The 17,305-nt window shown below is 58.4% G+C and carries 17 protein-coding genes; 5 read left to right on the top strand and 12 right to left on the bottom strand.

Going from position 1 to position 17,305, the window contains the following annotated elements:
* Positions 1 to 5 precede the first annotated feature (5 nt).
* Genes V6936_RS16270 through V6936_RS16245 form a run of 6 tightly spaced genes read right to left on the bottom strand, consistent with a single transcriptional unit; the run spans position 6 to position 5,800 of the window.
* Complete coding sequence (locus V6936_RS16270; RefSeq protein ID WP_131070929.1) at positions 6 to 566, bottom strand: DUF3833 domain-containing protein; 561 nt, start codon at positions 564 to 566, stop codon at positions 6 to 8.
* Positions 563 to 1,858 carry an MFS transporter gene (locus tag V6936_RS16265; protein ID WP_003801990.1) on the bottom strand — a complete coding sequence of 432 codons (1,296 nt, stop codon included), beginning with the start codon at positions 1,856 to 1,858 and terminating at the stop codon, positions 563 to 565. Before V6936_RS16265 ends, V6936_RS16270 begins: the two co-directional genes overlap by 4 nt.
* A gap of 13 nt (positions 1,859 to 1,871) precedes the next feature.
* Positions 1,872 to 2,441, bottom strand: a complete 570-nt coding sequence (locus tag V6936_RS16260; RefSeq protein WP_336580126.1) for a chalcone isomerase family protein — start codon at positions 2,439 to 2,441, stop codon at positions 1,872 to 1,874.
* Complete coding sequence (locus tag V6936_RS16255; RefSeq protein WP_131070928.1) at positions 2,434 to 3,705, bottom strand: SAM-dependent methyltransferase; 1,272 nt, start codon at positions 3,703 to 3,705, stop codon at positions 2,434 to 2,436. Before V6936_RS16255 ends, V6936_RS16260 begins: the two co-directional genes overlap by 8 nt.
* Positions 3,702 to 4,454, bottom strand: a complete 753-nt coding sequence (locus V6936_RS16250) for a DUF1365 domain-containing protein (protein ID WP_131070927.1) — start codon at positions 4,452 to 4,454, stop codon at positions 3,702 to 3,704. The genes V6936_RS16255 and V6936_RS16250 overlap by 4 nt, the downstream gene beginning before the upstream one ends.
* On the bottom strand, positions 4,451 to 5,800 hold the full coding sequence (locus tag V6936_RS16245; RefSeq protein WP_131070926.1) for an NAD(P)/FAD-dependent oxidoreductase: 1,350 nt from the start codon (positions 5,798 to 5,800) through the stop codon (positions 4,451 to 4,453). The genes V6936_RS16250 and V6936_RS16245 overlap by 4 nt, the downstream gene beginning before the upstream one ends.
* Positions 5,801 to 5,944: 144 nt before the next feature.
* On the opposite strand from V6936_RS16245, the gene V6936_RS16240 reads away from it, so the two are divergent.
* Positions 5,945 to 6,601 carry a TetR/AcrR family transcriptional regulator gene (locus tag V6936_RS16240; RefSeq protein ID WP_039943394.1) on the top strand — a complete coding sequence of 219 codons (657 nt, stop codon included), beginning with the start codon at positions 5,945 to 5,947 and terminating at the stop codon, positions 6,599 to 6,601.
* Between the two features lie 141 nt (positions 6,602 to 6,742).
* Here the strand turns inward: V6936_RS16240 and V6936_RS16235 are convergent, their stop codons facing one another.
* Complete coding sequence (locus V6936_RS16235; protein WP_131070925.1) at positions 6,743 to 7,213, bottom strand: nuclear transport factor 2 family protein; 471 nt, start codon at positions 7,211 to 7,213, stop codon at positions 6,743 to 6,745.
* Positions 7,214 to 7,387: 174 nt separating this feature from the next.
* On the opposite strand from V6936_RS16235, the gene V6936_RS16230 reads away from it, so the two are divergent.
* The gene (locus V6936_RS16230) at positions 7,388 to 8,191 is read left to right on the top strand and encodes a formylglycine-generating enzyme family protein (protein ID WP_003801976.1); all 804 of its coding nucleotides are present in this window, start codon (positions 7,388 to 7,390) and stop codon (positions 8,189 to 8,191) included.
* Positions 8,192 to 8,197: 6 nt separating this feature from the next.
* Here V6936_RS16230 and V6936_RS16225 read toward each other — a convergent pair whose 3' ends face one another.
* A complete protein-coding gene (locus V6936_RS16225; RefSeq protein WP_003801973.1) occupies positions 8,198 to 8,896 on the bottom strand; it encodes a Crp/Fnr family transcriptional regulator in 699 nt (232 codons plus the stop codon).
* Positions 8,889 to 10,430 (bottom strand): nitric oxide reductase transcriptional regulator NorR, encoded by a 1,542-nt coding sequence (gene norR, locus V6936_RS16220; RefSeq protein WP_003801971.1) that lies wholly within the window; start codon positions 10,428 to 10,430, stop codon positions 8,889 to 8,891. The genes V6936_RS16225 and norR overlap by 8 nt, the downstream gene beginning before the upstream one ends.
* A 531-nt stretch (positions 10,431 to 10,961) precedes the next feature.
* On the opposite strand from norR, the gene V6936_RS16215 reads away from it, so the two are divergent.
* From V6936_RS16215 to V6936_RS16205, 3 genes are all read left to right on the top strand, one after another.
* On the top strand, positions 10,962 to 13,244 hold the full coding sequence (locus V6936_RS16215; RefSeq protein ID WP_003801969.1) for a nitric-oxide reductase large subunit: 2,283 nt from the start codon (positions 10,962 to 10,964) through the stop codon (positions 13,242 to 13,244).
* A 206-nt stretch (positions 13,245 to 13,450) separates the two neighbouring features.
* A complete protein-coding gene (gene nirK, locus V6936_RS16210; protein ID WP_003801966.1) occupies positions 13,451 to 14,596 on the top strand; it encodes a copper-containing nitrite reductase in 1,146 nt (381 codons plus the stop codon).
* A 198-nt stretch (positions 14,597 to 14,794) separates the two neighbouring features.
* On the top strand, positions 14,795 to 15,124 hold the full coding sequence (locus V6936_RS16205; protein WP_003801964.1) for a c-type cytochrome: 330 nt from the start codon (positions 14,795 to 14,797) through the stop codon (positions 15,122 to 15,124).
* Positions 15,125 to 15,147: 23 nt separating this feature from the next.
* Here the strand turns inward: V6936_RS16205 and V6936_RS16200 are convergent, their stop codons facing one another.
* From V6936_RS16200 to V6936_RS16190, 3 genes are all read right to left on the bottom strand, one after another.
* The gene (locus tag V6936_RS16200) at positions 15,148 to 15,942 is read right to left on the bottom strand and encodes an exodeoxyribonuclease III (RefSeq protein WP_003801962.1); all 795 of its coding nucleotides are present in this window, start codon (positions 15,940 to 15,942) and stop codon (positions 15,148 to 15,150) included.
* A gap of 81 nt (positions 15,943 to 16,023) precedes the next feature.
* Positions 16,024 to 16,824 carry a DODA-type extradiol aromatic ring-opening family dioxygenase gene (locus tag V6936_RS16195; RefSeq protein ID WP_301606000.1) on the bottom strand — a complete coding sequence of 267 codons (801 nt, stop codon included), beginning with the start codon at positions 16,822 to 16,824 and terminating at the stop codon, positions 16,024 to 16,026.
* A gap of 59 nt (positions 16,825 to 16,883) precedes the next feature.
* Positions 16,884 to 17,285, bottom strand: a complete 402-nt coding sequence (locus V6936_RS16190; RefSeq protein ID WP_336580125.1) for a DoxX family protein — start codon at positions 17,283 to 17,285, stop codon at positions 16,884 to 16,886.
* Between the last annotated feature and the right edge of the window lie 20 nt (positions 17,286 to 17,305).

Raw genomic sequence — 17,305 nt, 5'->3', positions numbered from 1 at the left:
CACACTTACTCCTTCATGAAGGACAGTGTCACATCCCCCAGATGAATGCCGAATTTGCTCATGGCGGCGCGGTTGAGCATGGTGCGGCCATCCATCAAGTACATCCAGTCATCCATGTTCACGTTCCAGATCTTGCCGTCCACCGGCAGTGCCAGCACGTAATTCCAATGAAAGGCGTTGCCCGCGGTCTGGCCCTGGGCCTGGCCGACCACATCGTCAGCGCGTCCGCTGTAGCGGCCATCACCCAGATGCTTCAAATGCCAGATCCGTTGCTGAGTGGTGCCATCGCTGTAGACAAAATGCTCGTCGAGCACGCCTTCATCGCCCTTCCAGGTGCCCGTCATGCGCACGGTAAAGCGCTTGACCACTTTGCCGGAACGGTCTGTGAACAGGCCGTGGGCCGTCAGGGGGCCGTTGAAATATTGACGCAGGTCCAGTTCGGGGCGTTCCTGGGCATAGTCCTGCACCGTGGGTCCCACGCATCCGGCCAGGGTGCCCATAAGTGTCAGTCCCAGGGCGACGCGCCGCCAGGGCAGGGTTGAGACAAGGCTGTTTGTCAGTTTCATATCAGTCTCCAGGATGAGTGCAGATGCTCGGCGCGCCACAGGCCAGCCCACGCCAATAGTTTGAACAGGCAGGGAAGGCCGCCATAAGCCCAGGCCAACGCCTGCAGGCCAGCCGGGTCGCTTGTGCCGCTCTGGTAACCCAGGGCGGAAAGAAGGGGCAGGCACAGACCGGCTGCCAGGGCCAGGTTGAGCTTGGCAGCACAAGTCCACCAGCCCAGATATCGTCCTTCGCCCGAGCCGCCCTGACCGGATTCATGGATGACACCGGTTAGCAGGGCGCCCGGCAGGGCCAGATCCGCGCCCAGAGCCAGCCCACTTGCCAGGCAGATAACGAGGAAGGCGCCACCGTCGCCGGCATCAAGCCAGGGTGTCAGGGAAAAGGCGACAACGCTTGTCAGCATGCCGGCCCGCCAACTGGGTGCCAGTCCCCAGCGCGAGACAGCCCGTACCCATAAAGGTAGCCCTGCCGCGGCGGCGCCGAAATAGCACAGAAGAAAGAGCGGCTGCATCTCCGGGGCCTGCAGGCGGTCCGCCACGAAAAAGGGCAACAAGGTAGCGGGTATGGCGGCGGCTACGCCGTTGAGCATGAAGACGAATAACAGCCTGCGGAAACTGGCATCAGCCCAGGGCGAGGCGGTTGATGCAGGACTGCTGTGCCCCCGCGCATAACCCATGGGTTGAGCGATAGCGGGCGGCAGGCGATGCAGCCCGAACAGGCCTATGGCCAAGGCTAGAAAAAGCACGACACTGGTCGCATCAAAGCCTAACCAGGTGGGCAATATGCTGGCCAGCAAGACTCCCAGAAGCGTGGCGCCTTCACGCCATGCGGTGACACGCGCACGCCAATTGGGATCACCACCCCAGCGGGTCCCCCAGGCCTGATGCAAGATGCTGACGGCGCTATAGGCCAAGGTGCATACCAGCAGGCTGAGCGCCAGCCAGATCAGCACCTCTTGTGGGCCACCTTCGGGAGGATGCCACAGTGCGGCAAAACCCAAGCCCATGATCAGGCTGCCCAACAAAGCGGCCAGCCAGGCCTGGCCCAGGCCTCGATGCAAAAGACGATCGGCCAGCCTTCCCAGTGCAGGGTCGAGCACCGCGTCAACGGCGCGGGTAGCCAGCAGCACGGCGCCCAGGCCCGCCAGCGGCACCCCGGCCACCGCCGCGTAGTAATGCGGCAGGTTCACATATAAGGGGAGCGACACGAATGCCAGCGGCAGGCCAAGACTTCCATAGGAGAGTCCCGTACGCCAATGCAGCGGCTTTAAGGGGCGGGAGCCTGGGGGGCGCATGGTTGTGCCTTTATCAGCGTTTGCCTAACAGGGCCGTTCGCAAGCCCGGTGCTGAAGTCTGCTCAGACAGCCAGATTCCAAAAAACAGGCGCGCGTACTCGGTGTCCTGAATACGGGCGGTTTCACGTCCATTGTGGAAAAAGCGGACATCGCCGGTTCCGTCCGTCACGCCCAGCAGGCGATCTTGTGCCAGGACATCCGGAAAAGCCTTTTTCATCAGGAGCAGCCATTGGCGAGCCTGCTGCTCGGAGAAACTGCCCACACGCCGCATTTCGGCAACTGAACGCTCGGCAATGGCTTCGCCTTCCAGTTTGCGGTCATAGATCAGCTCCAATGCGAAGGGCTGGCGTGCATACTCTTTGGGCTCGAAGTCCGGCATGGCCCACAGTCGCGCCTCGTAAACCCGCAGTCCAAAAAAGCGCATGGGACCACTGCCAACAAGATGGGCAGAGGGCAGGGTGGAGCGCAGCTCCTGGGGGGCAGCCGCTGCGGTCGCCGAGAGATTAGGGGTCATGGCAATAAGGGTAGGGGCGAGAAGGCTGATGCCCACGATCAGGGCTTGGCGTCGTCGAATATCAGTCATGGTCAGGCCTTCTCAAGGTGAACTGGACTACATCGGTGTTGCCCATATCAAAGGCAGCCTCGCAATAGGCCAGATAAAATCGCCAGATGCGCACAAAGCGCTCGTCAAAGCCCTGGCTGCGGACCGCATCGAGCTTTTGCTCAAAAGCCTGACGCCAGCGTCGGAGTGTTTCGGCGTAATCCTTGCCAAAGCTCATTGTTCGGACCACGGTCAGGCCGGCTCGCTGGGCTTCACGCTCGAAGGCCGTGACACTGGGCAGCAGCCCTCCGGGAAAAATGAATTGCTGGATAAAGTCGGAGGAGTGCAAATAACGGGCAAAAAGGTCTTCGCGCAGGGTGATGGACTGCACGCAGGCATAGCCGCCCGGTTTGAGGCAATCATGCAAAGTCTTGAAGTAGGTGCGCCAGTATTCGTGCCCGACAGCTTCGAACATTTCAATGGACACAATGGCGTCAAAGGGCTGCGCCGCGTGTTCTTTCGCCAGATCCCGGTAGTCCTGATAACGCAGATCAACCTGTTCCTGCAGGCCGGCTTCGTTTATGCGCTGCATGCCCCAGTCAAGCTGTTCGCGTGACAAGGTGACACCTGTCACCTGCGCGCCGAACTCCGTGGCCGCTGTCTGGGCAAGCGCTCCCCAGCCACAGCCAATTTCCAGCAGTCGTTGCCCCGGCTGCAGTCCTGTCTCACGCAGCGCCCGTCTGGTTTTTGCGCGTTGAGCCTGCTCCAGATCAGCCTTGTGCAAGGCCGAGCCGTCAAGACCTTCGAACCAGGCAGCGCTGTAGCTCATGCTTGGGTCCAGCCAGAGTCGATAAAAGTCGTTGCCCAGATCGTAGTGAGCATGAATGTTTTTAGCGCTGCCCGCCCGCGTGTTGCGGTGAAGCATATGGCGCAGTCTGAAGCCCAGTCGAGCCCACCAGTGACCGTACACCAGTTGTTCCAGGTGATCGCGGTTGCGGATGCACAGACGCAGCAAGCCGCTTAGGTCATCGGTGTCCCATTGACCTTCTATATAGCCTTCGGCAAAGCCAATGTCGCCCGAGCTCAGGATGCGGTCCAGCGCCTCCCACTGCCCGATTGCGCAGCGGGCGTCGGGTTCCACTGCATTTTGCTTGGGAAAATGCCGCACTTGCCCATCGGGCAACTGAAGCTCCAACTGGCCATGAGGCAGGTGCGTCAAGAGCTTCAGGACGCGGTTCGCGTGAGGTGACAAGTCGCTGCTTGCTTTTGCGGACTTGCTCAAGAGAGTGGCGGTGCTTGTATTCATCGTGTGACAGAGCGCTTGGGCGCTGGTGGTTTGCGATGGAAGGGAAGCCGCTTCGCCCACAGGCGCAGTGCTTGCCAATGGATGCGAACAATGACCCCCAGGGTCATCAGCGGCGTGCCAAAAAATGCCCTGCGTACGGTAGCCGCATTCAGGGGGTGTAGCGTTCCTTGAACACCTGTGCGTAACAGGGGGCCTGCGTCGTCGTACAGATCGACGAGCGCCAGGTTGGTAGTTTCATTGCGCGAGAATCGAAAGCGATATTCGCCGTGGGTTTCGCAAAACGGGGACACATGAAATTGCTTGCTGGCAACTTGTTCGCAATCCCAGCCCAGATGCGGCCCTGCCAGGAGATAGGCATGACGCTCACCGAAGGTGTTGTTGACTTCGGCCAGAATCGCCGCCAGCGAACCGTCGGCCCGATGGGCGTACCAGAAGCTCACGGGCTTGAAGACATAGCCCAGGACGCGCGGAAAGGTATGCAGCCAGATCTCGCCATCCGCATCCTCAATACCTTCCTGCTCTAACAGAGATTCAAACCAGGCCAGAGCGTCATTACCGCCATTGCCATGATCGCTGTCATGAAAGCTGATCCAGCCGCGTTGGTTGCGGCGCAGGACGGGGACTGGGTGTTCCCGCAGGCTACGCATGGGAAGCAGCAGGAAATAACCAGGGTAATGAAAGGCGTGCTCGACTGGCCGCAGCCGCCGATGCCAGATATGACCAAAGCCAATGAGAGCGGAGGCGCTCATACGGTTTCCTCCTGCCTGAGCTCAGTGTGGGCCGCCTGCGCCGCACGGTTCAGGGCCAGCAAAACCTGGTCAGCGGCGCTCAGACCCGAACGCAAACCGTCCTCGTGAAATCCGTAGCCGCACCAGGCACCGCAGAACCAGGTCCGGCGTTGGCCCTGCAACTTTTCAAGCTGTTGTTGTGCCAGGATGGCGGCATGGTCAAAGACTGGATGGCTGTACGTAATGCGCGCATGTACCTTGTCCGCGGCTATGGGACGGGCCGGATTGAGCGAGACCACGACGGCTTGTTGCCAAGGCAGTGGCTGCAGGCGGTTGATGAGGTAATGCAGGCACACTCCGGTTTCCTCGGAAGCCGCCGAGCTGGCGCGTTCATAATTCCAGGCCGCCCAGGCGGCCTGGCGCTGTGGCAAGACGGCAGTGTCGGTGTGCAATACGGCTTCATTGGCTTGATAACGAATGCTGCCCAGCACGGCACGCTCTGTCTGGGTTGCGTCCTGGCCCAGCAGGCGCAATGCCTGATCACTATGGCAGGCCAGCACGACAGCATCGAACTGCTCGGTACCGTGAGGCATTTCTACCATGACGCTTTGTGCTTCACGTTTAAGGCTGAACACAGGGGTGTTCAATCGGATTTCGTGGCGGCCGTCCTCTTGCAGTCGCCCAATGATGCGGCGTACGTAGCGTTGAGAGCCACCGCGAACGGTGTGCCACTGGGGACGGTTGGTGATCTGGATCAGCCCGTGATTGTGACAAAAGCGAATCAGGGTAGCGACGGGGAAGCGGAGCATTTGATCGGTCGGACAAGACCAGATGCTGCCAATCATGGGCAACAGGTAGTTGTTGCGAAATGTGCTGCCAAAGCCATGCAGATCCAGAAAGGTTTCTATGGGCGTATTGAGTTGTGACTCAAGCTGGCGCTGGGCGATATCCGTTGTCAGACGATTGAAGCGCAAAATTTCCAGCAACATGCCAATAAAGCGTGGGCTGATCAAGTTTCTGCGCTGTGCAAACACGCTGCCTAAAGAGCTACCGCTCCATTCCAGCCCCGGTCTGCCATCAGGGTGGGGAATCTGCACGGAGAAGGACATCTCCGAGGGAGCGGTTTCTACCTCCAGCTCCTTGAACAGCTTTGTGAGCAGGGGATAGGTGCGGTGGTTGAACACCAAAAAACCGGTATCGACCCCGTGGCTAATACCATCCAGGCTGAGCTCGACCGTATTGGCATGTCCGCCGAAATAAGAGTTGGCTTCAATCAGACAGACGCGATGCGTGTCTTGGGAGTGAGCAAGACGATAGGCAGCGGCCAAGCCGGATATGCCCGAACCGATGACAGCGATACGACGCATGGCAGCTCCTTGGGGTGTTGCGCAGGGGGGTTATGAACCGGAAAGATCAAACGGTGAACTCATTAGTTCAAACTATAAACCTTAAATAATATTTTTGCACTATTTGGTATGCAAGATGATCTCATTCGTCCTAAAATAGATCTCATGAACGCTCGATCCTCAATCAAAGAACAAATCCAGCGCGTACGCGTAGAAGCCATCGTGACCGCTGTTAACCGTCTTTTGGCGACCAAAGGCTACGATGCCATGACGGTCGACCAAGTCGCCGCCGAGGCAGGCATGGCCAAGGCCAGCTTATATAAGCTGTTTACATCCAAGGAGGAATTGGCTGCTGCGGCGATGGTGGGCGTGCTCGATCGCGCCCTGGCTTTTGTGGATGAGCTGCGCAAACAGGCTCAGGATGCTGCTGAAGCAGGCCAAGCCATTACGGCGATTGATCAGCTCAAATCCGTGGTGCGCTGGACGATGGATACCCAATTGCAAGGGGAAATGCCGTCGCTGCCCGCGCAGAACTCAAGCCTTAGCGCCTCGCTCCAGTCAAATGATGAGTACATGGATCGCCTGATTGCCTTGAGTAATCGTCTGAGCACCTGGATTATCGAGGCGCAGACGGCAGGCAGCCTGCAATCGGGTCTGCCAGTCGAGCTGGTGCTCTACACCTTGTTTGCGCGTGCATGTGACCCTGTGGTGAGCCTTCTTAAAGAGTCGGGGCAGTACACCCACGAGCAGATCATTGAATGGGTGAGCAGCACCACCTTTGATGGTCTGGCAGGCGCGGGCCGTACGTCCTTGGCACAGTAAGACAGTCTCCGGAATCCGTCCGGCACCCCCTGCCGGACCCCGTGGCCTCGACGCTGCTCTTGTTTCATTGGTGGATGCCTGACTACACGGTGCGCCGAGGCTGCGCACCCTGCCGGTGTTGGGGACGGAGTGTGAGGGGGGCTACTTTTCCGATGTGGACATCGTGCGTCGCAGCCAGCGCATCAATAAACCCAGCAAGGGCAGCTTTTCATAAAGCTCCTCTGCCGCATCCCAATAATCGCGATGATGGGTCACCCGACCTTGTCCGTCAAAGGACAGCGCTGACGCTCCCCTGATGCAGTGTTCAAGATCCGGCTTCCAACGTTTGATGCGGAAGCGGAACTCCCATTCCAGAAAGGCTCGTTGGTCCTGGACGATCTGCTGCGTAATGACAAAGCGTGGCGAGTGCAACGCCGTAAACATGTGCTCGAAGATGCCGCGGATGGCCGCAACGCCCTCTACCTCATTGAAGGGGTCCTTGAAATGGGCGTCAGGCGCATAACAGACCTCCAGCTCGGATAGCCGGTCTGGCGTCAGCCCTTGATAAAGATGGACAAGACGGCGCACTGCCGCCGCCATATCTTCGGAACCTGTGGTCAAGTCAGCATTCATTTTTTTGGCCTGAGGGTTCAAGGAGCCGATGGGAGACCAGCAGTATAAGGCTCAAGGAAGGGGCAGGAACGGGTGAGCGGAGAATTTTGATGCCTTAAGGACGCTGTTTGCCTTGGCGCAAGGACATGAACCACTGGCTACGTTTCAATGGTGGCTGTCTTTTGGGAGTTCACAATGCAAAGCCGTGTAGTGGGAACCGTGCTGTTAGCGGCCATCTTGGCCGGATGCTCGGCTGGCGAGCCCAACAATTCAGCCGCCTTGCCAGAGTTGGTGGAAGTGGCCGGTCCGGCGCGCGAAGTCATGCAGGCTGGTGAGTACTTGCTCGATGGGCGCCTGATTGCGTCCGATACCGTGATGTATGCCCCGGCTCCCAGCTTGAAAGTCATGAAGTATCAAGTCAGCCAGTACGACTACGATCAATGTGTTCGTGCCGAGCGGTGCAAGGCCGCGGATGCGGTGGGCCGGGGACAGGCCAAAGATCGGCCGGTTGTGGGGGTGAGCTGGCAGGACGGGCAGGATTATGCGGCTTGGCTCAGCGAGCGCACCGGCAAGCAGTTCCGCTTGCCGGATTATCTGGAATGGAGTTACTTCGCAGACCAGAAAGTGCCTGAATCGGCCCAGGGCGGGCTGGATGAGAACGAGCAGGCCGCCTTGTGGCTCCAGGAATATCAGGACAGCTATAAGCGCAAGCAGGAGCAGGAGGTGCCGTTGGCGCCCCTGGGCCAGGGTACTGCCAATGCCTATGGCGTGTTTGATGCCGGGGGACAGGTGGCCGAATGGACCAATACCTGTCATGTGCGCGTTCACCGCATCAGCATGCCCCGCGCGGAATCCCGTCTGGAAAACTGCGGCGTCCGCACCTTGGGAGGAGAGCATATCGCGGTGATGCCCGACTTCATCCGTGACCCCAAAACCGGGGCATGTTCGGTCGGCGTGCCCCCGCGCTATCTGGGTCTGCGTCTTGTCACGGAGGACTAAGGGCGCTTAGCCGCGTTCCAGAACGGCTCGGGCAAATTTGTCCAGGTCGGCAATCGTTATCTGCTTGCGCCCTGCCAGGATCAAGCCCTGATGATCCCAGCTACTGACGACACGGCTGGCCGTATACAGGGTGGTCCCAGCCAGATCGGCCAGGTCCTGTCGGGTCACGGGAATGCTCAGGGATGTCCCCTGCGCACCGCTTTGGCCCACCTGGCGAATCAGGCGCAGCAAACTGTGGGCCAGTCGCTGCTCCACTTCCAGACTGTGAATTTCCAGTAGGCGGTCGTCCGCGTCACTCAGACGTTGGGCAACTGTGTCCTGCGCCGAGCTGAGCAGGCAAGGAAAGCGTTGGGTCAGGCTGTCCCAGGACTTTTCTGGCCAGGCCAGGGCGGCGCTGCTCGTGACGCTGATGGCAGTGGCCGGGTAGTTGCGTCGCCGCAGGGCGGGGGCAATGCCAATCACATCGCCGGGCAGGGCGAAACGGACCAGTAACTGGGAGCCATTGGGCATGGTGCGTACGACCTTGATCAAGCCCTGCAGCAGCACAAAAAAATGATCGCTGCTTTGCTCCTGGCGAAAGACCTGGCTGTCCTTGTCATAGTGGATCAGCCGTCCTTCTTGCCAGAGCTGGTCGATGCTGGCCGCGTCCAGGTCAGAGAACAGGGGCAGGCTGGCTAACAAGGAGGGGTAGGAAATGTCAGTCATCACTTAAGCTTTCTGAGCGGGTTTTAAGCCCTAGTTTGCTGGCCAGCTTATGCAGATTGCTGGGGTCCATGCCAAGCTGTCGGGCAGCCTGGCTCCAGTTACCGTCGTTGTCCTGCAGAGCCTGCCGGATCAAGCGTCCTTGCAATTGTTCAACGGACTGACGCAAGGAGGGGTGTGGCACTCCCAGAGATTGCGTGGCCGCTGCCACAGGCTCCAGGGTAGAAGGTAACAAATTGAGATTATCGGCGCTAAGCGTAAATATTTGGTTACGGTCTGGCGTATCGACCAACAGGCGGATGGTGGCACGGCTGATCAGATGTTCCAATTCGCGAACATTGCCTGGCCAATGATAAGCCAGTAAAGCGGCTTCCGCGTCGGGCGAGAGGCGAATGCCACGCAAGCCCAGTCGGGAGCGATTCATTTCCAGAAAATGACCGGCCAGCAGCAGAATGTCTTGATGGCGTTCGCGCAAGGCCGGAATTGTCAGGGGAAAAACGGACAGGCGGTGGTACAGGTCGGCCCGGAAACCGCCTTGTGCAATCTGCTGACTCAGGTCCCGGTTAGTGGCCGCAACAAGCCGCACATTCAGTTTAATGGGGTGGTCGGCCCCCAGGCGCTGGATTTCGCCATTTTGCAACGTACGCAGCAACTTGGCCTGAATCGTCAAAGACAACTCTCCGATTTCGTCCAGAAACAGGGTGCCGCCCTGCGCGGCCTCGAAGCGTCCAGCGCGATGTTCGTGCGCCCCCGAGAAAGCACCTTTGACATGGCCGAAAAGTTCGCTCTCCGCCAACGAATCGGGCAGAGCGGCGCAGTTCACGTAAATCAGGGGGGAGTGGTGGCGAGCCGAGCGTTGATGCAGGCGCTGTGCAAACAGCTCTTTGCCCACGCCTGTCTCGCCTAGCAAGAGAACCGGCAGTTCGGAGGTGGCAACCGTGTCCAGCAGCTGGATGACCTCCAAAAGCGCCTTGCTGTTGCCAATGATGGAAGTCGAGTTGTGGCGCGACAAATAATCAGGGGGCAGGGTAGAGAGCATGCGCAGACTGCGATTTTCCTCTTCCAGTTCGCTGATGCGGATGGCGCTTTCCAGCACCATGCACCAGTGTTTTAGTTCCACCAGCGTGGAGGCAGAAAAGGTTCCGGGGCGCAAGGCATCCAGGGTCAGAATCCCCCAGGCCGCACCTTGGATCTGCAGGGGGATTCCCACGCAATCATGGACCGGCAGCGGCTGACCCAGCTTGTCATCCAGCAGGCCATCGTAGGGGTCGGGCAGACCGCAGTTGGGCTCAAAGCGCGTCAGGCCAGGGGTATGCAAAATGCGTGTCAGCCGGGGATGATCGGCAATGACAAAATGCCGGCCCAAGGTGTCATGACCCAGACCGCTGGCCGCCACAATGCGTAATACGGTGTCGTCCAGCTTCAGCAAACCGGCGGCATCACAGCCGAAATGTCGCGCCAGCAGATGAACCATGCGCTGCAGGCGTAGCGGCCCTGGAATTTCAGTGGCCAAATCGGCAATCATGAGATCTAGCATGGGTGAAAAATACCCTTATGGTGAAAAATACCCGGTTTTCTTAGGGTAGTTTATACCTGGTTTGGAAGCGAACCATTGATCCATATCGTTTTTAAGTTGGCACGGTCTTTGCTTTAAGTGTTTTGTCATACATTTTTAAGGACGATGACATGACCCCCGACTTAGCAGAACATCGCTACACGGCTTGTGCTCCGGTTCGTCCACCGCTTGGCGGCCCGGACGATGCAAACAGGCCGGTTTTTTTTAGACATCGATTCCTTGGCGGGTCCTTAGAGACGCCGGATTCAGTAGGGGATGCTGCCGTTCTGGCTCGCTTGCAACAGCCAGGCAGCGCCTCTGTGGCCAGTCTTCTTAAACAGTTCCGCACCCCGGCAGTGCCCATGGCGCAAGGGGAGACCGGGCTGGATTCTTTTTCAGGCAGTCACTCATCGCGATGGGGCAGTGCCCACTCCGCTTATGACCCCCTGCCCAGGTCCGGCCAGGACCGGGGGAGAACAGGTCGTTTGACACATCAGCGAGACGGAGAACAACATGCGTAGTAGCTACAAGAAACTATGGTGGTCCCTGGTGGCAGTCACCATGGTGACCTTTGCCATTCTCGGTTGGACTGGGGTGGAGGTGTATCGTCAAGCACCTCCGATGCCCGTCAAGGTCCTTACCCCGGATGGACGTGAATTTACATCACAGGAACAGATACATCGCGGCCAGTCTGCCTGGCAGAGCACGGGCGGAATGCAATTGGGATCAATCTGGGGCCACGGAGCCTACCAGGCTCCGGACTGGAGCGCAGACTGGTTGCACCGCGAAGCGCTGGCCTGGCTGGATCTGGCCGCGCAGCAAACCTATTCGCTCAATTACGACCAGCTCACCAGCAGTCAGCAGGCTACCTTGCGTCAGGAATTGCAGGACGAATATCGTCCCAACCGCATTGATGAGGCCACGGGTGTGCTGCAGATCAGCGAGCGGCGTGCCAAGGCCATCGACACGACGGCTCAGTACTATATTGATCTGTTTGGCGACGCCCCTGAGCTCAAGTCCAGTCGTGAAAGCTTTGCCATGAAGGACAACACCTTGCCGGAGCTGCAGCGCCGTCAGGACATGACCCGCTTTTTCTTCTGGCTGTCCTGGGCGACGGTTACCGAGCGTCCCGGCACGACCGTCAGCTATACCAATAACTGGCCGCACGAGCCCTTGGTGGACAACCATCCATCCACGGCCAATATCGTCTGGTCCATTGTCAGTATTGTTTTACTGCTGGCCGGCATCGGCCTGCTGGTCTGGATCTGGGCCTTCACCCACAAAGAGGAGGCCGCGCCGGTTGCACCCGCGACAGACCCGGTGCTGGCGTTTCGTCTGACGCCTTCGCAGCGTGCGCTGAAAAAATACGCCTTTTTGACCGTCGCCCTGTTTGTCATTCAGGTGTTTCTGGGTGGGTTTACCGCACACTACACCGTTGAAGGCCAGATGTTTTACGGCATAGACGTATCGCAGTGGTTCCCTTACTCCTTGACCCGCACCTGGCATATTCAAGCTGCGCTGCTGTGGATTGCCAGCGGCTTTTTAACCGCCGGTCTGTTTCTGGTGCCGTTGATTAACGGTGGCGAGGACCCCAAGTATCAACGCCTGGGCGTAGATGTGCTGTTCGGTGCCCTGGTCGTGCTTTTCATTGGCTCGTTTGCCGGCAACTTCCTTGCCATCAAGAATATCCTGCCTCCTGAACTGAATTTCTGGTTCGGCCACCAAGGCTACGAGTACCTGGACCTGGGTCGTTTCTGGCAAATCATCAAGTTCATCGGTCTGGCTTTCTGGCTCTTGCTGATGTTGCGTGGCATGTGGCCAGCGCTGCGCCGTGACAAGGGCGACAATCATCTGCTGGTGCTCTTGACCATTTCCACCGTGGCAATTGGCCTCTTTTACGGTACGGGCCTGTTCTACGGTGAACATACCAACATCACCATCATGGAGTACTGGCGCTGGTGGGTGGTCCACCTGTGGGTAGAGGGTTTCTTTGAAGTCTTTGCCACCGTTGCCATGGGCTTTATCTTCTTGACCCTGGGCCTGGTCTCCAAACGCAGTGCCACGATTGCCGGACTGGCTGCTGCATCCCTGTTTCTGGTAGGCGGTGTGCCCGGAACCTTGCATCACCTGTATTTCTCCGGCACGACCACGCCCATTATGGCGATTGGCGCATCCTTTAGCGCGTTGGAAGTGGTACCTTTGATCATGCTGGGTTATGAGGCCTTCCACAACTGGAAGATGCAAAAGCAGGCAAGCTGGATGAACGATCTGCGTTGGCCCGTCATGTTCTTTGTGGCCGTGGCATTTTGGAACATGCTCGGTGCCGGTGTATTTGGCTTCCTGATCAATCCGCCGATCTCGCTCTACTACATTCAGGGTCTGAACACCACACCGTTGCATGCCCATGCTGCCTTGTTCGGGGTGTATGGTTTCCTGTCGCTGGGCTTTGTCCTGCTGGTGGTGCGCTATATCTCGCCAGAGGTTCGCTACAACGATCGTCTGATGAGTTGGGGGTTCTGGACATTGAACGGGGGGCTGGTTCTGATGATGTTCGTAAGCTTGCTGCCTGCCGGGATTATCCAGGCCTGGGCCAGCATCTCCGAGGGCATGTGGTACGCACGTAGCGAAGCGTTCATGCAGCAGCCGATTTTGCAGTCCCTGCGCTGGTGGCGCACCTTGGGTGACGTTGTGTTCATTGCCGGTGCTCTGCTCGTATTCCAGCAAGTTCTGGTACGTATCATGGCTGGCCGTCGCAGTGCCGCAGCGCATGCTGCAGGCGCAGTAAAGGCATCCTGATCCTTTGCCAGGATGGACTCTGTTCTTCTGTGAGATTCCGTCTAAGAAAAAAACCGCCTTCGGGCGGTTTTTTTGTTGCTTCTACGAGATGCTTGCGCTGCAGCAAAGAGTGCGAAGTCTGTTTGCGGTCCAATACATTCAGTAACTGTTAGATCTGAAAAACATTTAATCAGCAGGCATTACGCCTGGATCAAACCGGAGGTAGTATGGAACGTCGTCATTTCTTGAAAAGTGCTGGCCTAGGTGTCGCCGCAGGAACCACTTTGTTGGCGGCGCAAGTACAAGCCCGCGAAACAGCCGCCCCCAAAAAGAATGCGCCTTGGCTGGCAGCGCGTACGGAAGATCAGATCGCCAAGCTGGAACGGGTCAAGGTGGATCTGGTTGCGCCTCCCATGGTCCACAAGCACGAGCAGAAAGTCGGTCCCGAGCCACGTGTCGTGGAATTTCGCATGACCATTTCCGAGCGCGAGATCGAGGTCGATCGGGATGGGACCACCATGCACGCCATGATGTTCGATGACTCCATGCCCGGTCCTACCATGGTGGTTCATGAAGGCGACTACCTGGAACTCACGCTGGTGAATCCGGCCACCAACACCATGCCGCACAACATCGACTTTCACGCCTCGACTGGTGCGCTGGGCGGTGCCAAGCTGACCAACGTGAACCCTGGCGAACAAGCCACCTTGCGCTTCAAGGCGGATCGCACCGGTACCTTTGTGTACCACTGCGCTCCCGAGGGCTCGGTAGCCTGGCACGTGGTCCAGGGCATGCATGGCACGGTCATGGTATTGCCACGCGACGGCCTGAAGGACCCGGCAGGCAACGCCTTGCATTACGACCGTGTTTACACGATTGGTGAATTTGATCTCTACATTCCCCGCGACGAAAAGGGCAATTTCAAAAAATATGGTTCCTCGGCTGAAAGCTACGGCGATACGCTGGAAACCATGCGCGGCCTGATTCCCAGCCATGTGGTGTTCAACGGCAAGGTGGGGGCCCTGATGGGCGACGGCGCCATGAAAGCCAAGGTCGGTGAAACCGTGCTGTTCATCCACTCGCAAGCCAACCGCGACACCCGTCCTCACCTGATTGGCGGTCACGGCGACTGGGTCTGGGAGTTGGGCAAGTTTGATGACCCACCTGCCAAGAACCTGGAGACCTGGTTCATTCGTGGTGGTTCTGCTGGTGTGGCACTCTACACCTTCAAGCAGCCCGGTGTGTACGCCTATGTGAACCACAACCTGATCGAGGCGATGGAGCTGGGCGCAGCCGGTCACGTGCTGGTCGAAGGCGAGTGGAACGATGACTTGATGAAGCAAGTCAGCCCTCCCGGCCCGATCAAAGCCTAAGACAGGCAGGCGGGCCCGATGTGCGGAATTGAGATTCTGGTGTACAAAGCAATTTCGCTCGGGATTTTTGGTAGTCAACAGCTAGTGCAGTAATCAAGCAGGCAGCAGGGTGGCAGGCCAAGGGCCGAAGCTACCCTGTTCAAAACACGACGTATCAGCCGGGCATGCGTTCATGCCGACTGTTTAAAGGGTAAACCCATGAGAACCGATAGCCCCGCCACCATGATGTACTCCGCCATGGCCGCTTTGCTTTTGCTGGCTGCCGCGCCTGCAGCCCACGCCGACTCCGACGAGGCTCTGAAACTGTACAAGTCCTCGTGTATGGTCTGTCACGCATCCGGTATGGCCAATGCCCCCCGTCTGGGTGACAAGGCTCGTTGGGAGCCCTTGATCGCCAAAGGTGAAGACGCCTTGATGGAGGTGGTCATCAATGGCAAGGGCGCCATGCCCCCCCGCGGTGCGGCTCCTAAGGCCACTGATGAACAATTGCGCAGTGTGGTGCGCTACATGATTGAAAAAGCCAGTTAGGGCATCGGCCTTGTCTGGGGCATTTACAAGCTCCAGTCGTAATCGATCGTCAGGGGGGCGTGGTCGCTGAAACGTTCTTCTTTATAGATCGTTGCACTGCGCGCCTTGGCGGCAATACCTGGGGTGGCAATTTGATAATCAATGCGCCACCCTACGTTTTTGGCCCAGGCCTGACCACGATTGCTCCACCAGGTGTAGCATTCGTCCGTGGTATCGGGGTGCAGGCTGCGGTAGACATCCACCCAGGCAAGCTCGCCCAGCACTTTGCTCATCCAAGCGCGCTCTTCAGGCAGAAAACCGCTGTTTTTCAGATTGCCTTTCCAGTTTTTCAAATCGGCTTCGTGGTGCGCGATATTCCAGTCACCACAAATAATGAACTCACGGCCTGTTTCGCGGTGCTCTTGCATCAGGCCCGCTATCCACTGTTCAAAATGATCCAGAAAGCGGTACTTGGCCGTTTGGCGCTCATCGCCCGATGAGCCTGAGGGCAGATAGGCGCTGATGACGCTGAGCGTGTTCCAGTCGGCGCGGATGATACGGCCTTCGGCATCAAACTCGTCGCAGGCCATGCCCTGGGCCACGGCTTCTGCTTGGTGGCTCAAATACAGACCGACGCCGCTGTAACCTTTTTTCTGGGCATGGTGAAAGTGGCCGTGATACTGCCCGGGATGGGTCAGATCGGGTGTCAGATCCGGTTCGCTGATCTTGATTTCCTGCATGCAGACAATATGGGGCTTCTGGGCTTGCAGCCAGGCGGGCAGCCCTTTACGAAAAGCAGCCCGAATACCGTTGACGTTTAACGAGGTGACGCGTAACACGTGGCAATTCTCCTTATAGCGTCAGCACTTTAACCCGTAAACTGTCAGCATGTCAGTGGCCGTCAGAGCTTGTTACCGGGTTCAGCCGAAACGGTAGCTGGATACAGTCAGCCCGCCAAAAGCCTGGGTCTCATGGTGAAAGCGGTAAGCCGCATCCCCTTGAGCCGCACCGACGGCGACCATGAGCGGCACCAGATGATCCTCACGCGGGTGGGCAATACGGGCTGCAGGCGCCTGCTCCCAGTCCATCAAAGCTTGACGGCGGGCAGCGGGGTCACGCAGGCTCAGGCTCTGGTCCAGCCAGGTATCAAACCGGGCGGACGGTTCGACCCCGCCTGGTCCCATATTGCGCAGGTTGTGATAGCTCAGGCCGCTGCCGATAATCAGCACATCTTCGTCCCGCAAAGCAGCCAGGGCTTCGCCCATGGCGTAGTGCAGGGCCGGGTCGTAGTTGGCGTGAATGGACAGTTGCACCATCGGCACTTTGGCTTGCGGGTAGATGACATACGCGGGTACGAAAGCGCCGTGGTCAAAGCCACGCTCCCTGTCCAGGCGGGTGGGCAGGCCAGCGGCCTCAAGCAAATTACAGACTTGCTGAGCCAACGCCGGATCGCCCGGTGCCGGATAGTGAATCTCGTAAGTGTGCGATGGAAAACCGTAGTAGTCGTACACCATGCTGGGCTGGGGAGCGGCAGCAACCAGCAGGTTTTCCTGCTGTGCCTCCCAGTGCGCGGAGACCATCAGGATCGCTTTTGGGCTGCGTTCCAATTGGCGCGGAATATCCTGCAAGGCAGCACGCAGTGGGGCGTACATGGTTTGCGCCTCGGGCATCCAGGGCCAAGGGCCGCCGCCGTGCGAAATGAAATAGGTAGGCATCGTCATGATGATCTCCGACCCCTGCCCTGGAGGGGCAGGGTGGGGTAAGGGCTTGGTTAGGGTAATCAGTCGGCGCTGCGACCTGCGTCGATGCTCCAGGGGCCTGGGCCGGCAAAGGCCAGATACAGAAAGACAAAGCAGAACAGAACCGCTGCTTCACCGCCGTTCAGGATTGGAGTGGCAAAGGTGCTGGCGCTGGCGTGACCAATGAAGTAAGCAAACGCGCACAGGCCGGATGCGACAAAGGCTGCAAAGCGGGAAAACAGCCCAAGCACCAGCAAGCCGCCCAGAATCAGCTCCAGGATGCCTGCCACGCCATACAGAGAGGCGATTTGCAGGTTGGCAAACATATCCACTTGGGGGACGCCCAAGATCTTGGCAGTACCGTGTGTCAGCAGTAAATAGCCTGTGACGATGCGCAGCAGGCTAAGGATGCGAGGAGTCCAGCAGGAAGTAAGGGCGTTCATGTGTTTTCCTTTGGAAAGTT

Source organism: Alcaligenes sp. CHO6 (genome assembly GCF_037120595.1).
Taxonomy (GTDB): Bacteria; Pseudomonadota; Gammaproteobacteria; order Burkholderiales; family Burkholderiaceae_B; genus Alcaligenes; species Alcaligenes ammonioxydans.
Note: the sequence above shows the minus strand (reverse complement) of the source record. Positions and strands in the feature narration are given on the sequence as shown.

Excerpts from the sequence above, each read along its gene's own strand:
- nirK (WP_003801966.1), top strand. The coding sequence starts at position 13,451 with ATGGAACGTCGTCATTTCTTGAAAAGTGCTGGCCTAGGTGTCGCCGCA.
- V6936_RS16255 (WP_131070928.1), bottom strand. The coding sequence starts at position 3,705 with ATGAATACAAGCACCGCCACTCTCTTGAGCAAGTCCGCAAAAGCAAGC.
- V6936_RS16230 (WP_003801976.1), top strand. The coding sequence starts at position 7,388 with ATGCAAAGCCGTGTAGTGGGAACCGTGCTGTTAGCGGCCATCTTGGCC.
- V6936_RS16260 (WP_336580126.1), bottom strand. The coding sequence starts at position 2,441 with ATGACTGATATTCGACGACGCCAAGCCCTGATCGTGGGCATCAGCCTT.
- V6936_RS16245 (WP_131070926.1), bottom strand. The coding sequence starts at position 5,800 with ATGCGTCGTATCGCTGTCATCGGTTCGGGCATATCCGGCTTGGCCGCT.
- V6936_RS16205 (WP_003801964.1), top strand. The coding sequence starts at position 14,795 with ATGAGAACCGATAGCCCCGCCACCATGATGTACTCCGCCATGGCCGCT.
- V6936_RS16235 (WP_131070925.1), bottom strand. The coding sequence starts at position 7,213 with ATGAATGCTGACTTGACCACAGGTTCCGAAGATATGGCGGCGGCAGTG.
- V6936_RS16195 (WP_301606000.1), bottom strand. The coding sequence starts at position 16,824 with ATGACGATGCCTACCTATTTCATTTCGCACGGCGGCGGCCCTTGGCCC.
- V6936_RS16215 (WP_003801969.1), top strand. The coding sequence starts at position 10,962 with ATGCGTAGTAGCTACAAGAAACTATGGTGGTCCCTGGTGGCAGTCACC.
- V6936_RS16270 (WP_131070929.1), bottom strand. The coding sequence starts at position 566 with ATGAAACTGACAAACAGCCTTGTCTCAACCCTGCCCTGGCGGCGCGTC.
- V6936_RS16240 (WP_039943394.1), top strand. The coding sequence starts at position 5,945 with ATGAACGCTCGATCCTCAATCAAAGAACAAATCCAGCGCGTACGCGTA.
- V6936_RS16225 (WP_003801973.1), bottom strand. The coding sequence starts at position 8,896 with ATGACTGACATTTCCTACCCCTCCTTGTTAGCCAGCCTGCCCCTGTTC.
- V6936_RS16190 (WP_336580125.1), bottom strand. The coding sequence starts at position 17,285 with ATGAACGCCCTTACTTCCTGCTGGACTCCTCGCATCCTTAGCCTGCTG.
- V6936_RS16265 (WP_003801990.1), bottom strand. The coding sequence starts at position 1,858 with ATGCGCCCCCCAGGCTCCCGCCCCTTAAAGCCGCTGCATTGGCGTACG.
- norR (WP_003801971.1), bottom strand. The coding sequence starts at position 10,430 with ATGCTAGATCTCATGATTGCCGATTTGGCCACTGAAATTCCAGGGCCG.
- V6936_RS16250 (WP_131070927.1), bottom strand. The coding sequence starts at position 4,454 with ATGAGCGCCTCCGCTCTCATTGGCTTTGGTCATATCTGGCATCGGCGG.